This is a genomic window from Hyphobacterium sp. SN044 (genome assembly GCF_021864465.1).
Lineage (GTDB): Bacteria > Pseudomonadota > Alphaproteobacteria > Caulobacterales > Maricaulaceae > Hyphobacterium.
Genome location: NZ_JAKKUV010000006.1, coordinates 74569 through 88936 on the forward strand (window position 1 = coordinate 74569; position 14368 = coordinate 88936).

13 protein-coding genes are annotated in these 14368 nt (G+C 64.5%); 6 read left to right on the forward strand and 7 right to left on the reverse strand.

The features are described from left to right. Positions 1-16 precede the first annotated feature (16 nt). Together L5876_RS09580 and L5876_RS09585 are read right to left on the reverse strand one after the other, a co-directional pair. Positions 17-1456 (reverse strand): carotenoid oxygenase family protein, encoded by a 1440-nt coding sequence (locus L5876_RS09580; RefSeq protein WP_236956087.1) that lies wholly within the window; start codon positions 1454-1456, stop codon positions 17-19. A 24-nt stretch (positions 1457-1480) separates the two neighbouring features. After that, positions 1481-2440: a nitronate monooxygenase family protein gene (locus L5876_RS09585; protein WP_236956088.1), complete on the reverse strand. Its 960-nt coding sequence runs from the start codon at positions 2438-2440 to the stop codon at positions 1481-1483. A 212-nt stretch (positions 2441-2652) separates the two neighbouring features. On the opposite strand from L5876_RS09585, the gene L5876_RS09590 reads away from it, so the two are divergent. Together L5876_RS09590 and L5876_RS09595 are read left to right on the forward strand one after the other, a co-directional pair. Beyond that, positions 2653-3921, forward strand: a complete 1269-nt coding sequence (locus L5876_RS09590) for an acetyl-CoA acetyltransferase (RefSeq protein ID WP_236956089.1) — start codon at positions 2653-2655, stop codon at positions 3919-3921. Positions 3922-3927: 6 nt separating this feature from the next. Continuing rightward, the gene (locus tag L5876_RS09595) at positions 3928-5130 is read left to right on the forward strand and encodes an acetyl-CoA C-acyltransferase (protein WP_236956090.1); all 1203 of its coding nucleotides are present in this window, start codon (positions 3928-3930) and stop codon (positions 5128-5130) included. Here the strand turns inward: L5876_RS09595 and L5876_RS09600 are convergent. The 5 genes from L5876_RS09600 to L5876_RS09620 are packed head-to-tail and all read right to left on the reverse strand — an operon-like array spanning position 5127 to position 10739. Beyond that, a complete protein-coding gene (locus L5876_RS09600) occupies positions 5127-6053 on the reverse strand; it encodes an SDR family NAD(P)-dependent oxidoreductase (RefSeq protein WP_236956091.1) in 927 nt (308 codons plus the stop codon). The two genes, L5876_RS09595 and L5876_RS09600, sit on opposite strands and share 4 nt — an antisense overlap. A gap of 1 nt (position 6054) precedes the next feature. Further along, positions 6055-6585 carry a nuclear transport factor 2 family protein gene (locus L5876_RS09605; protein WP_236956092.1) on the reverse strand — a complete coding sequence of 177 codons (531 nt, stop codon included), beginning with the start codon at positions 6583-6585 and terminating at the stop codon, positions 6055-6057. Between the two features lie 11 nt (positions 6586-6596). Further along, positions 6597-8078 (reverse strand): carotenoid oxygenase family protein, encoded by a 1482-nt coding sequence (locus tag L5876_RS09610; RefSeq protein ID WP_236956094.1) that lies wholly within the window; start codon positions 8076-8078, stop codon positions 6597-6599. A 17-nt stretch (positions 8079-8095) separates the two neighbouring features. After that, positions 8096-8905 carry a DUF1295 domain-containing protein gene (locus L5876_RS09615; RefSeq protein WP_236956096.1) on the reverse strand — a complete coding sequence of 270 codons (810 nt, stop codon included), beginning with the start codon at positions 8903-8905 and terminating at the stop codon, positions 8096-8098. 28 nt (positions 8906-8933) lie between these two features. Next, positions 8934-10739, reverse strand: coding sequence for an AMP-binding protein (locus L5876_RS09620; protein WP_236956097.1), 1806 nt, complete (start codon positions 10737-10739; stop codon positions 8934-8936). Between the two features lie 168 nt (positions 10740-10907). Here L5876_RS09620 and L5876_RS09625 point away from each other — a divergent pair, with 168 nt between their 5' ends. The 4 genes from L5876_RS09625 (at position 10908) to L5876_RS09640 (ending at position 14329) form a co-directional block, all read left to right on the forward strand. Then, positions 10908-11315, forward strand: coding sequence for a nuclear transport factor 2 family protein (locus tag L5876_RS09625; RefSeq protein WP_236956098.1), 408 nt, complete (start codon positions 10908-10910; stop codon positions 11313-11315). Positions 11316-11397: 82 nt separating this feature from the next. After that, entirely contained in the window at positions 11398-11877 is a 480-nt protein-coding gene (locus L5876_RS09630) for an SgcJ/EcaC family oxidoreductase (RefSeq protein ID WP_236956099.1), read from the forward strand. After that, entirely contained in the window at positions 11874-13217 is a 1344-nt protein-coding gene (locus L5876_RS09635) for an MFS transporter (protein WP_236956100.1), read from the forward strand. Before L5876_RS09630 ends, L5876_RS09635 begins: the two co-directional genes overlap by 4 nt. A 137-nt stretch (positions 13218-13354) precedes the next feature. Then, complete coding sequence (locus tag L5876_RS09640) at positions 13355-14329, forward strand: helix-turn-helix domain-containing protein (protein ID WP_236956101.1); 975 nt, start codon at positions 13355-13357, stop codon at positions 14327-14329. Positions 14330-14368 lie beyond the last annotated feature (39 nt).

A 14368-nucleotide genomic window follows, 5' to 3' on the forward strand; every position in this document is an offset into this window, starting at 1 on the left:
CTGGATTGTCGCGCCGTCAGGCCGCGATCTCTCCGCCCGGCACCCATGTGCCGTGGAATCCGGCGGGCACACGTTGCGGCAGCTTGATCCGTGCGAGCGGCTTCTCGCCAAAATCCTTCGCGTCGAGGATCAGGGCCTCGGACCGGCCCTCCCGCGCATCGGTCACGAAGGTGATGACATAGCCATCGTCCTCGCCCATGGCCCCGACACGCGGGGCGAAGGCAGGCTCCGATCCATAGACGCCTTCGGGAAAGCGGTGATCGACGCCCTGCCCGGTCTCGAGATCGTATTTCACCATGCCGTCGAACACCTGCGTATCCGTGTTCGGAATGGTGACATTGTAGGAATATCGGGTGCGGTAACCCATCTCGTCGAGATTGACGACGGGGAACTCCGTTCGCCGGTCGTCGAGATGCTCAACCTTCGTTTCGCCGGTCGAGAGGTTGAACCGCCAGCGATGCAGCTCCGCCTGCAGCGCCAGCACCGCCGCCATCGGCGCATAGGGGCCGAATTCACGGTTCGGCGGCAGGCCGTTCGGCACCATCTTGCAGGCACAGAAGACGATCTCGTCGCCTTCCTCCCACGCATTGATGCCGTGGTAGATGTAGCAGGGGTCGGTCTCGAACCAGCGCACCGGTCCCGTGCCGTCGCGTCGGATCACCGCGAACCGGGCCGGCAGATCCTTCGGCTGGTGGATCTGCCACATGCCGTTGCGCAGCCCGGCCTCGGTGAACACGACCGGCAGATCCATCAGGATCATGTAATTCTCGGTGATCGCCATGTCGTGCGGCAGGCGCGGGCCTGGCAGGTCGATTTCGCGGAACCATTTCAGTTCATTGTCCTTCGACACCACACCCGCCGACATCACCGGTTTGTAGAGGTCGTAGTCGAAGAACAGGAATTCCCCGGTCTTGGCATCCGTCTTGGAATGCGCCGAGACATTCTTCGGCAGCGCGCCGGAGAAGGTTTCCGTGCGTACCGTCTCCAGCGTGCGCGCATCGACCCGGACCGGCTGTCCGCTGACATACCAGAGCGCCAGCAGCGATCCGTTGTGGAAGACCACGTCGGTATTGGCCGTGTCCTTGTAGGTCGTCGGCGTCCGGTCGCGATGCGCGGGCAGAAGGATGCCGCCGGCATCAAGCCGCCCGGCCTTCTCCGCCTCGTGATCCGCCGTGCGGATATAGCGGTTGCGATACTCCGCCTTGCCGTTCTCGAAATGGATGGCGTGCAGCATGCCGTCGCCGTCGAACCAGTGATGCATTCCCTCCGGCGGCGTCATCGGATTGGGTCCGTTGCGCACATAGATGCCCCAGAGATCGGCCGGAATATCACCCTCGACCTCGAGTTCCAGCGCGGTGACCTCCTCCTTCACCGGGGCATAGACGCCCTTCAGATAGGGGTTGAACTGGTTGAGTTCGGTCAGCCCTTTCTCGAAATCGCTCTGGAAGATCGTCATCGGAGAACCCTTTTCTGATGCGGACTATTGTGCGGCTGACCGGTGAACGGCTGCGGAATGAACCGGCGTGGCGCAGGCGTCACGATACTCGGTTTCCAGCGCGGCAACGATCGCTTCGACCGGCACGATGCCGGTCACGGAACCGACGCCATGCCCGGCCGACCAGACATCGCGCCAGGCCTTCACCTGGTTCTCGCTGTCGGAGAAATCCGGACCGTCGGAGCGGCCTTCGCCGCCGACGCCCATGCGTTCGAGACTGGCCTTGAGATAGTAGGCATTCGCACCCGTCAGCTTGTTCGACATGACGAGGTCTTCGAACTCGGCCGCGACCACCATCTGCCGATAGTCGGCGCTGGCGAGACTGTCGTCGGCGGCGATGAAGCGCGTGCCCATATAAGCGAGATCCGCGCCCAGCACTTCCGCCGCGCGGATGCCGCGGCCGTCACTGATACCGCCGCCCAGAATGACCGGCCCGTCGAAGAAGCGGCGCACGGCGGACACGAAGGCGAAGGGCGACATCGGTCCGGTATGGCCGCCCGCCCCCGACGCGACGAGCACCAGACCGTCCGCGCCCTGATCGACCGCCTTTCGGGCGAACGGCACGCTGTTCACATCGGCGAAGACCAGACCGCCATAGCCATGAACCGTGTCGACCACGCGCCGCGGTCCGCCCAGTGCCGTGATCACGACATCGGGCCTGTGCTGTGCAACAAGATCGAGCTCAGCCTCGAAGCGGGCGTAGCTGGAATGCGTAACCATGTTGGCCGCGAAGGGCGCGATATCCGGCTGCGGCGCGCACACCAGTCGCATCCACTCCGCCAGCGTCTCGATCGTGCGCGCATTGGGAAACGGGAAGGACGCCATCAGTCCGGCGCGCCGCGCGCTCTGGACCATGTCCGGCCCGGAAACGAGGAACATCGGAGCCACGGCGACCGGCAGCCGCATGCGCGATTTCAGGGCATCGAATTGGGCTCTCGCGGTCAAGTGTCCAGACTCCGACAGAAACTTTCATAACGCTACCTTCGCCGTCGGAGCGCGGCAAGACCTTCCACGCGCGATTGCGCATGCCCGGTACGCAGCAGGATTCCCCCTCTTGTTCTGTCTGCATCAAGGGGTTAGCTTAGGTTTCGAAATGAAAGTGAGTGCGCTGGGCTGCCGCGCACCGCGGCGAAGCCGCCGCTCGGGAAGGGGTCAAAATGTCAGGAAATTCGCGCTCCGGGACCGCCCGGCCGTCGGCAGAGCCCGTCTTCATTCTCGGCGGCGCGCAGAGCGATTTCGCCCGCAACTGGGCCCGCGACGACAAGGGCCTTTTCGAATTGATCTCGGAGACGACGGCCGCGGCCCTCGACGACGCGCGGATCGAGGCCTCCGATGTCGACGTCATCCATGTCGGCAATTTTGCTGCGGAGCTTTTCTGCGGACAGGGCCTGCTCGGCGGCATGGCGGTACACGCCCATCCGGACTTCGCCGGCCTGCCGACCAGCCGCCATGAAGCGGCCTGCGCCTCCGGATCGATGGCGATCTTCTCGGCCATGGCGGACATCGAGTCCGGCCGCTACGGCCTCGCCGCCGTGATCGGCGTGGAGATGATGCGCAACGTCCCGGGCCAGACCGCTGCCGAACATCTCGGCAGTGCCGCCTGGGCCGGCCGGGAGGCGCTCGGCGCGCGCTATCTCTGGCCGCGCATGTTTTCCGACACTGCCGAGGAATACGACCGCCGCTACGGCCTCGATCCGGAACATCTCGCGGCGATCTCGCGCACCAATTTCGCCAATGCCAAGCGCAATCCGAACGCCCAGACCCGCAGCTGGCAGTTCGGCGAGAACAGCTTCGCGCAGGACGACGAAGCCAACCCGGTGATCGAAGGCCGGATGCGCAAGAGCGATTGCGGCCAGGTTACGGACGGCGCGGCGGTCATCTTCCTCGCATCCGAGACCGTCGCACGCGACTACGCGGCGGCGCGCGGCCTCGATCTCGCGGACATTCCGCGCATCAAGGGCTGGGGTCACACCACGGCGCCCCTCCTGTTCGAAGCCAAGCTGGCCGAGAGCCGCGGCAAGGATGGCTACATGTTCCCCTGGGTGCGAAAGGCCATCACCGACGCCTATGCCCGCGCCGGGATTGCCGGACCGCAGGACCTCGATCTCGTCGAAACCCATGATTGCTTCTCGATCACCGAATACATGGCCATCGAACATTTCGGCCTCGCGGCGCCGGGCGAAGCCTGGAAGCCGGTCGAGGAAGGCGTCATCGCGATGGATGGAACATTGCCGTTCAATCCGTCGGGGGGCCTGATCGGTCTCGGCCATCCGGTCGGCGCGACGGGCGTACGCATGGCGCTCGATGCCGCACGGCAGACCACAGGCAAGGCCGGCGACTATCAGGTCGGCGGCGCAAAGACCGCCGCGACCTACAATGTCGGCGGCTCGACTACGGCCAGCGCCTGCCTCGTGATCGGGACCTGATTGCGCATGGACATCTATCTCTACGACGCGGTGCGCACGCCGCGCGGCAAGTCGAAAGAAACGGGCGGGCTTGCCGAATTCACGCCGCATGAGCTGGTGCGCCAGCTTGTCGCCGCCCTGAAATCCCGGACCTCGCCCGAAGCGATCGACCGGGCTGCCGCAATGACCCTCGGCTGTGTCGGACAGATCGGCGCCCAAGGAGGCCATCTCGCCCTCGTCAGCCGCCTTCACGCGGGATTGCCGGAAGCCGTCCGTGCCCTGACGATCAACAATTACTGCGTATCCGGAATGACCGCCGTCGGCCTGTCCGCACACGAGGCAACGGGTTTCGGCGACGATCGGTTGCGCCTCGCCGGCGGGGTCGAGATGATGTCCCGCGTCGCCTTCATGGGCGACCACGCCTTCTACTATGACGACCCGGAAACCGCGCGGAATCTGCGCTATGTGCCGGTCGTCCTTTCCGCCGATCTGATGGCCACGATGGAAGGCTTCACCAAGGCCGACCTCGACGCCGTGACCGCCCGCTCGCACCAGCGCGCGACGGCGGCCATGGAATACGAGCGCAGCGAGATCGTCGCGGTGACACGTGCCGACGGCAGCATTGCGCTCGATCTCGACGAATGCGTCCGCCCCGGCACGACCGCCGAAGGTCTCGCGGCGATGGAGCCCGCCTTCGGCGAACTGGGCGCCAAGGGTTTCGACAAGGTGATGCTGAACGCCCGGCCGGAACTGGACGGGATCCGGCACCTGCACTCGGTCGCGAACTGCCCGCCCACCTGCGACGGGGCGAGCCTCGTCCTGCTTGGCTCGAAAGCCGCGGGCGAGGCCGCCGGACTGAAACCCCGTGCGCGTATCAGGGCGCTGGCGGAAGCGACCGCCGATCCGGTGCTGCAGCTGACCGCCGGCTTTGCGGCGCTCGACACGGTGCTGGACCGCGCCGGAATGGCGCTCGGCGACTTCGACCGCATCGAGTTCATGGAAGCCTTTGCCGCCACGCCGGTGAAGTTTGAACGCGACTATGCGCCGGACATCGACAAGGTGAACCCCGAGGGCGGTCATCTGGCCATGGGCCACCCGATGGGCGCGTCCGGCGCCATCCTGATTTCGACCCTGCTGGCCGGCCTTGAACGTCAGGGCGGCACGACCGGCCTGGCCGTCGCGCATGGCGGCTCGGGGGTCGGCTCGGCGATCGTGATCGAACGGGTCTAGAGCCCGGCGTCCGCCTTCAGCATTGCGATGACGTCCGCATCGCTGGCCAGCGGCTGGCGTGTACGCGCATAGGCGTGCGCCGGGCGCGGCTTGCGGTCGAACCACAACGCCCCGTCCACAGGGTCTGGCTGGTTCTCGATCAGCCACAGCGCCGTATCCGCGCCTTGAGCGCCATTGCGCAGGATCGGGTGCAGTATCTTGCGGAATTTCGGCAGGCTGCGCTGCACCCCCGGCGTATCGACCCAGCCGGGATGCATCGTGTAGGCGGCAAAGCCGCGCGCCGCCCAGTCATTCGTCAGCACGATCTGCGCCCGCTTATGGGTGGCATAGCCGGCCACACCGCTGAAGCCCTCCGGCTTCTGCTTCATGTAGACGAGGTTTTGCGGCGCGTTATAGAGCCCGCCCGACGCCATGTTGATGATGGCTGACCAGGGCTTCAGAGCGCCGCACGCAATCAGCGTCTCGGTCAGGATGAAGGGGTTGAGGATGTTGACCGCATACATGCGGGCAATGCCTTCCTCGGTCTCCGAATAGCGGTGATCGAGAATGCCGACATTGTTCACCAGCGCGTCGACATTGCCGCGCGCGCAGAGCCGCTCGGCCAGCGCCCGCGTCTCCGCCGCCAGTGAAAGGTCGCAGATATCCGCCTCGATCCGCCCCGGCCCCGCGCATTGCGCGATCAGGTCGTCGAGCGCTTCCCGGTTGCGGCCGATCGCGATGACCTCGGCCCCGTTTTCCGCTGCGGCCAGTGCCATGGAAGCCCCGATCCCGGCACTCGCCCCGGAAATCACGATCCGCTTGCCTGCCAGACCGGGATAGCGTGGCCGCCCCGGCAGGCCCCGCGCGCGATAGCCGATGACGGTAAAGGACGGCGTGAACCGGCCGTAGAAATTCACGACCTTCAGGAGCGCCGCCGCATTCATCTCAGAACCGCGAATAGGTCAGGTCGGCCGCTCCGCGCGTGCCGATATGCAGCTTCGGATCGTCCGGTTTGAACAGGCCGAGACACCAGGTTTCGCTGGCCGGCATGTCGCGGTTCCAGTCGAGCGTCATCTTGCGGTGGGCGATCTTCCAGACCCCGTCGCGCTTCTCGAACTTGTCGAACAGGCGCCCGCCGGTCAGCGTATCGTACGGCTCGCCCTGGTCATTCTCGAACCGGGCGAAGGTCAGCACATAGCTCTCGACGAAACAGGTCGTTTCGCCCTCGAACTCGAAGTGGCTGTTGCAGACATAGTGCGCCATCGGATGCTTCATCTTCATCATCCGCTCGGCCGCACCGTGCGCATACGGAATGGCGGGTCCGTTATACGTGTTACCATGCTCTTCGATGGCGTCAGCATGATAGCAGGAAGCCAGCAGCGGTCCGTCAGCGCGGTCCACCCCGCGCGCATAGCAGGATAGGACGTCGCGAATGTCCTGCTTGGCGATCACGGTTTCGAGCGTGTTTCCGGTCATCGTCCTCTCCCTCAGGCGGCCTGAGCCGCACGGATGGTCGGACCATCGGCCCAGGTCGCATGCGTGCCGCTGGAAATCCGGTGCGGCAGGATGATCCGGCACACCGGTCCGGCCTCGATATCCTTGGCGTCGATGAGGACGCATTCGGACCGGTTCTCCTTCATGTCGATCACGAAGCTGACGAGATAGCCGTCGTCTTCGTCCTTCGCGCCGATGCGCGGGGCGAACGGCGTTTCGCTGCCATAGCGGCCTTCGCCGAGATCCAGCTTTTGCGATTTGCCGGTCTCGAAATCGTGCTTCACCAGCCCGTTGAACAGGAACCAGCCCGGCTCGGTGTAGGTGGAATAGAGGTAACGCGTCTTCTGACCGGCATATTGCTGGTTGAAGCTGCCGAATTCGAGCAACCGGTCGTCGAGATGGCTCTCCTTCGTCTCGCCGGTCTTCAGGTTGAACCGCCAGCGGTGCAGCTTCGGCTTGAACGACGCCTCGTCGAGATAGGCCATCAACTGACCCAGTTGTGGGTCGTTGTACTTGTTCTGGAGCGGACGCGGTGCCGGGTCTTCCTGGAAGTAACCGTCGAGCACGATCTCGTCGCCCTCCTCCCAGGCATTCATCCAGTGCAGCACATAGGTCGGATCGGCCTCGAACCAGCGGATCTCGTTCGGCGAGCCATAGCGCGGGATGATCGCGAACCGGGTCGGAATATCGGGATAGAAGCGCGCCGCGTGGCGCCCCATCGCCAGCACTTTCGGATCCCAGAACAGCGGCAGGTCCGCGATGATCGAATAGTTCTTGGTGAACGCCATGTCGTGTGGCAGGCGCGGCCCCGGCAGCTCGACCGGGATGTAGTGCTTCAGTCGGTTGTCCGGCCCGACGACGCCGTAATGCATGTAGGGCGCATGGGTGGAGTAGTTGAAGAAGAGAAGCTCGCCCGTCGCTTCGTCGACCTTCGGATGCGCGGAAATGCCGTCGATCGGCACCCAGCCCTCGGTCCCGAACTGGTCGAGCGTATAGGGGTCGAGCCGGTAGCCTTCACCGCACTGGTAGAAAGTCGACAGGATCTGTCCGGCATGCACGACGACATCGGTCGAGGACGCATCCTTGATCCGCTCGTGCGCGCCCCAGCCCGGACGCGTGGAATCCGCGGGATTGCCGGCAATCCCGGCCCAGAGCGGACGTCCGGCCTCGATCTCGGCCATCAGCCCCTTGGTGCGCACAAAGCGGTTGCGATAGCTCGCCTTGCCATCGCGAAAGGCCATGATGTGGATCATCCCGTCCCCGTCGAACGGGTGGTAGAGCCCGATCGACCCGAAGGCGGGGTTCTCGCTGTTGCGGACATAGACGCCGTCGATGTCGGTCGGGATCTCGCCGATCACCTCGAGACCATCATCGGCATTGTATTCGTCGAACACCGGCGTCCAGGCACCCGTCGTATACGGATGGTCTCTCAGGGGCGGGAGGTGCGGAACCGTATTCACCTTCTCGATGGGCATGGCGTGTCCCTTCCCGTTCAGGCTTCGTTGGCCGGCCGCGGCTGGCGCGGCGGCATCGGGATGAAGCCGCTGGTGCGGCGGATATAGTCTTCATATTCGGGCCGCGACCGCTTCAGGCGGCGCTCCAGCAGGCCGGCCCCGCTCCACGTCAGAAGGAGGAAGGTGATCACCACCGGCCCCGGCAGGGCAAACAGGCCGAGCATGGTCTCGGCCGCAATCAGGTAGAGCCCCCACCAGACGCAGGCATCGCCGAAATAGTTCGGATGCCGGGTATAGCGCCACAGCCCCTTGTCCATGACCTTGCCGGCATTGGCCGGATCGCCCTTGAAGCGTGCCATCTGCCAGTCACCGACGGATTCGAAGAAGATGCCGATGGCGCAAAGGGCGGCTCCCGCCCAGCCGATCACGCCAACCCCTGCGGGTGTGGCCGGGATCTGGCCCAGCTGCACCGGCAGGGACACGACCCAGAGCAGCACGCCCTGCAACAGGAAGACCTTGGTCAGGCTGTGCACATGCACATTGCCCTTCGCCTTGGACAGAAGGGCGACATAACGCTTGTCGGCCCCCTCTTTCCGCCAGCGCCACAAGAGATAGCCGGCCAGACGGACGCCCCATATGGCCGTGATCGCCAGCAACAGCAGGCGCCGCCCCGCATCGCCGCCCGGCGTGATCGCGTAGGTCACCGCCGCGACGATGACGAAGCCCGCCGCCCAGAAGCTGTCGATGAAGCTGACATCCTTGAGGACGATCGAGATCAGCCACAGCGTCAGCATACAGCCCATGAGGACCGCGAAATTGATGGCGAGAACGCTCGCGAATTCAGGCATCTTGTCTCCCCCCTGCCCGGCGCGCCGGTCAGTTCGGCGCGCAGACGACCACGCCATCGCCCGGCGGTTCGGCATAGAGCCTCTCCACATCGGCGCGGCGATTTCGTCTCGCGGCTTCCTGGTTGATACTTCCCTTGTCCGACACTTCGTGCCGTTCGGCATTCGGCGGATCGGTCAGGATGGCGAACCGCCGCACACGCTCGCTCGAACCCGTGCAGCCGGCATTGTATTCGGCGATCTTCTCCGCCAGCAGCGCGGCGGGATCCTGTCCCGCGGCCAGAGCCTTCGGCGACGGCCAGGCGAGGATGGCGACATAGGGCAGGTTCTCGCCGCAGATCACGGCATCGGCCAGCCAGGGCGCACACACGCGGACCAGCTCGTTGCGCACGTTTCCGCCGCGCACGAAGGTACCGGTGTCGAGCTTGAATTCCTCGGCCAGCCGCCCCGCGAAGGCGAGCCCCTGAGCGATGTCATCCGGGTCGTGGAAACTCGCCGTGTCGCCGATGCGGTAGAAGCCGTCCTCGTCGCGGATCCTGTTCTCGAGATCGGGGCGGCCGAGATAGCCCGGCGTGACCATCTCGCCCTTCATCCGGACTTCGTAACGGTCGCCGTCGAGCGGGATCAGCTTTACCGACAGGCCCGGCATGGGCAGGCCGATTCCGACCTTTTCGGAATGGAAATAGATCGACATGCAGCCCGACGTCGTCTCGGTCGCGCCATAGCCGGTCGTCATGAAGATGCGGCGTCCGGTCTCAGCCTCGGCGAGCGACTGGATCCTGTCGAACACCGGTTGCGGCAGGCCTGCCCCGCCATAAAGCATCAGCTGCAGCTTTTCGAAGAAGGTCTTTCGAAGGACGGCATCGGACTCCAGCGCGTCCGCCAGCATGGCGTAGCCGGCCGGGACATTCGTGAAATACTTCAACGGAATCTCGCGGAGATTCTGGATCGTCTGGTCGAACAGGCCGGGCAACGGCTTGCCGCCATCGATGTAGAAGGTGCCGCCGAAGATCGCCGCCGCCATTGACGAGAACGCGCCCGAGACATGGCTCCATGGCAGCCATTCCAGCAGCACGTCATCCCAGCCGGCGGCCCTGCCCAGAACCTGCCAGCCCTGATGCAGATTGGCGGAAATCATCCGCTGCGTGTGGATGACGGCCTTCGGCTTACCCGTCGAACCGGAGGTCAGCATGTAGGCGGTCGGCGCATCGATATCGATCGCCGCGATCCGCTCCGCGACCTCGGGGCCGGCAGAGGCGCTGGCGACGGTCTCGAAGTCGTGCGCGTTCGGACCGAACGCGTCCGGTGCCCGTGTGATCACGATGGCGTCCGAAGGTGCAACGGCCTTTACGGCCGCGGCATAGCCCGCGTCCTCGGCGAAGATCACCGCCGGATTGACCATTTCGGTGACATAGCGGAGCCGCTCGAACCCGCCCGCTGCGCCCAGAAGCGCATAGTTCGCGCTGACCGGGCAGACCGGAACACCGGCCCCCATCGCGCCATAGCGCATGACGGCATGCGCGATGGAATTGCCCGAAACGATCATCACCGGCCGGCCCGGCGCGACATCGAGACCGATCAGGAATTGCGAGACCGCGTCGGCCATCGCCTTGGTCTCGGCAAAGGTCACGCTGCGCCACGGGGCACCAAGCGTAGGCCGTTCCGCGAGATGTATCTTTCCGCCCTGCCGGTCCGCCTGGTGAGCCAGGCCTTCCGGCACCGTGCGGTGGATGATCCGCAAGGGATCGCGCGGCGTCAGGACCAGAGTCCCGTCCGCGCGGCGTCCCACCTCCAGATCGACGGGGGGAAAGGCGACCTCTCTGTACGGGGCGGCCATGAAAATCCTACCTCGGTAATTTTATGCAATTCTGTCAGAAAGCTATTGCTGCGACTCTGTCAAAGTCAATGGCGTTCACCGTCCCGTGCCGCAATCGCCAAGGGTAACTTGCTGAAACGAACCCAGCCGGCCTAGACTCGCCGCGACAACAATTCAGGATCTCGGACCATGGCGCATATCGATACCGTTCAGGCCATCATCGAGGCGTGGAAGCGCGGCGATGTCGAGACCATTCTCGGCAAACTTCATCCCGATGTCGTATACCATTACCATGTCGGCTCACGGCCGCTCGAAGGGCGGGACATGGTACGGAAATTCCTTGATAAATTTGGGTCCGGACAGACCGATATCGCCTGGAGAATCCACCGCCATGCCGAGGCCGGTGACCTGCTGTTTGTCGAGGGTGTCGACGATTACGTGAACGCCGATGGCGTGCGAATCCGGACGCCCTATGCCGGTGTCTTCGAGTTCCGCGAGGGATTGATCTGGCGCTGGCGCGATCATGTCGACCGCGCAGCAATTGCCGACGCGCAACAGGGAAAGCCGCCCCCGGACTGGGTGCTTCCACTGCTCTGAGCGCCGCCGGTCCGCTTTCGCTTGACGGCACGATTGCGACCGGTTTTTATGACTTGCAAAACAAAACTAAGGGGAGAGTACCATGCGACTGATACTGGCTGCCGCCGCCTGCGCGGTGACGCTTGCGCCCGCCGCTCTGGCCGACGATCACGAGGCCGCGGAAGATCCCCGCGTTGCCGTCGTGTTGGACATGGTCGATGCCTGGAACACTCAGGACTGGGACCGTGTCACGAATCTGTTCGCCGAGGACGGCTCGCTCCATTCCATGATGGTCGAGCCGATCGTCGGCCGGGAATCCATCGGAAACCGTATCGGCCACATTGCCGAAGGTATTTCCGAGATCACGCTGAATGTCCGCCACATCGGCGTCGTCGACGATGTCGTCTTCATCGAGCGGACTGACGAATTCGTCTATAACGGCCATGCCGGATCGGTTCCGGTCGTCGGCGTGATCGAAGTCAATGACGACGGCCTGATCGCCGAATGGCGCGAATACTATGACCGCGCCGAACTGCTTGAGGCGATGGGCCTCAGCTCGGACTTCGACAGCGAAGCCCGATGAGCGAGACGACGGCCGCCAGCGCCCCGGCAGACCCGGCAGAGGAAGAAGCCTATCCGCCGCCCGTACTGGCGTGGGCGATGGTGGCCGTCCTGTTCGTCGCCTACATCCTGTCCTTCATCGACAGGATGATTATCGGCCTCCTGGTCGAACCCCTGAAGGCCGATCTGGGACTGTCCGACACACAGGTCAGCCTGCTCCAGGGTTTCGCCTTTGCGCTCTTCTACACGATCATCGGCCTGCCGATCGGACGCATGATCGACCGCTCGGCGCGCCTGCCGATCATCGCGGGCGGGGTCGCGCTGTGGAGCTTCATGACCGCGGTGTGCGGCATGGCCACACAATACTGGCATCTCTTCCTGGCCCGGATGGGCGTCGGCGTCGGTGAGGCGACACTGTCGCCCGCCGCCTACTCGATCATTCCCGATCTGTTTCCCAAACGCCGCCTCGGCCTGGCCATGGGCATCTACGGCCTGGGCTCGGCGGCGGGAGCTGGCCTCGCCTTCCTGATCGGCGCGGCCGTCATTCGCCTGATCTCCGAATCCGGATCCGTCACCCTGCCAATATTGGGCGAGTTGCGCGCCTGGCAGGCCACCTTTTTCATCGTCGGCTTGCCGGGACTTCTCGTCGCCGGGCTGATCATGCTGCTGCCGGAGCCGGTTCGTCGCGGCGCGTCCGCCCCAGGGGGCCGCGATATCGCGCCGATATCCGCCGTCATCGATTTCACCTTGAAGAAGGCCGGCTCCGTACTCGGCCTCTGCTTCGCCGTGGCGATGGTGAATTTCGCGGTTTTTGCTGCGGTCTCCTGGCTTCCTGTCCTGCTGATCCGCGTTCACGGTTTCGATCTGTCGGGCGCCGGCAATCTGGCAGGCGGCGCACTGATCCTCGGCGGCCTCATCGGCCTTGTCGGCGGCGGTGCCCTCACCGATCGCATCGGTGGCGGCGTGCCCCAGGGACGGCTGGCCTTCTGCGGGTTCGCGGCGATCGTCGGCACGATCTTCGCGGTCATCTTCCCGCTGGTCGGTTCGCCCTGGATGGCAGCGGCCGCCTTCGTGGTGTTCTTCGCTGCGGCCGCCGTGCCAATCGGCGCAGCGGCGAGCGCGCTGCAGCAACTCACACCGAACCGGATGCGCGCGACCGTATCGGCCATATACCTCTTCATCGTGAACCTGATCGGTCTCGGTGCGGGACCGACCGCAACGGCACTCGTCGGGGATACCTTCTTCGCGGGCGGAGACGGCATCCGATACGCGATTGCCTGGGTATCGCCCTTCGCCTTCGCGATCGCCGCCCTGCTCTTCTTCCTGTCTGCCCGTTACGCAGCACGGGAACAGGTCCACTAGACCGGCGGCGCAAGGTCGCATGCCCGCGCTTGCGCTTGAATCCGTGGCACATGACTCGTACTTAGGAGTCGGTACGTATTTGAAAGCGAACGTGCCGCAAGGGTCTTTCCCTTGGCTCAGGCGGGCGCGGGCAGACGATGTCGGAACAGAAATTCATTCGAACATGTTCGATCTGGCGCGCCCTCGAGGTCGTCGGAGACACCTCGACCCTGCTTATTCTCGAAGCCTGCTGGCTGGGCGCACGCCGCTTCGAGGAAATCCGTTCGCGCACCGGCCTGCTGAAACCCCTGCTCAGCAACCGGCTGAAGAAGCTCGTCGCCTCTGGCGTGCTTGAGCTTCGCCCCTATAGCGAAGCCCCGCGCCGCTTCGAATATCAGCTCACCGAGAAGGGGCGCGATCTCTACTCGTCCGCCCTGATGATGCTGCGCTGGGAACAACGCTGGGCACCCGACAAGGACAAGCTGACGGTCACGCTGCGTCACACGACCTGCGGTCACACCTTCGAGCCGATGCCCGCCTGTTCCGATTGCGGCGAGGAAATTCGCGCCCGCGACATGAACTGGAGCGAAGGCCCCGGCATCGGCTGGATGGCGCCGACCTATTCACGCCGCCGCCGTCAGCGCGAGAACGCGACCAATCGCGAAGGCACGTCGATCCTGCACGACCATGTCGCCCAGATCACCGGGGACCGGTGGGCCAGCCTGGTGCTGCGCTCCATCTTCACCGGCCTGAGACGTTTCGACGAAATCTGCGAAGACACGGCGATCGCCACGAATGTCCTTTCCGAACGCCTGACCTGGCTGTGCGAAATCGACATGCTGGAACTGCACCAGTATTCCGACCGGCCGCCACGGTATGATTACCGGCTGACCGAAAAGGCGATCGACTACTATCCGATCCTTCTGATGCTGCTGCAGTGGGGCGACAAATACTATGTCGCGCCGGAAGGCCCGCCCCTCATCCTCGAACACAAGCCATGCGGTAACAGCCTCAAGGCCGAGGTCGTGTGTTCGCATTGTCACGAACCGCTGTCGCCGGAAGACGTGCAGTTCGAAGTGCATGGGATCGACGCGCCCCTCACGGCGGGCAAACGCCAGGCGGCGGATGCCTGATCGAAGTGCGGGCAACCGCTTGAGTTGTCGCTTGCATTA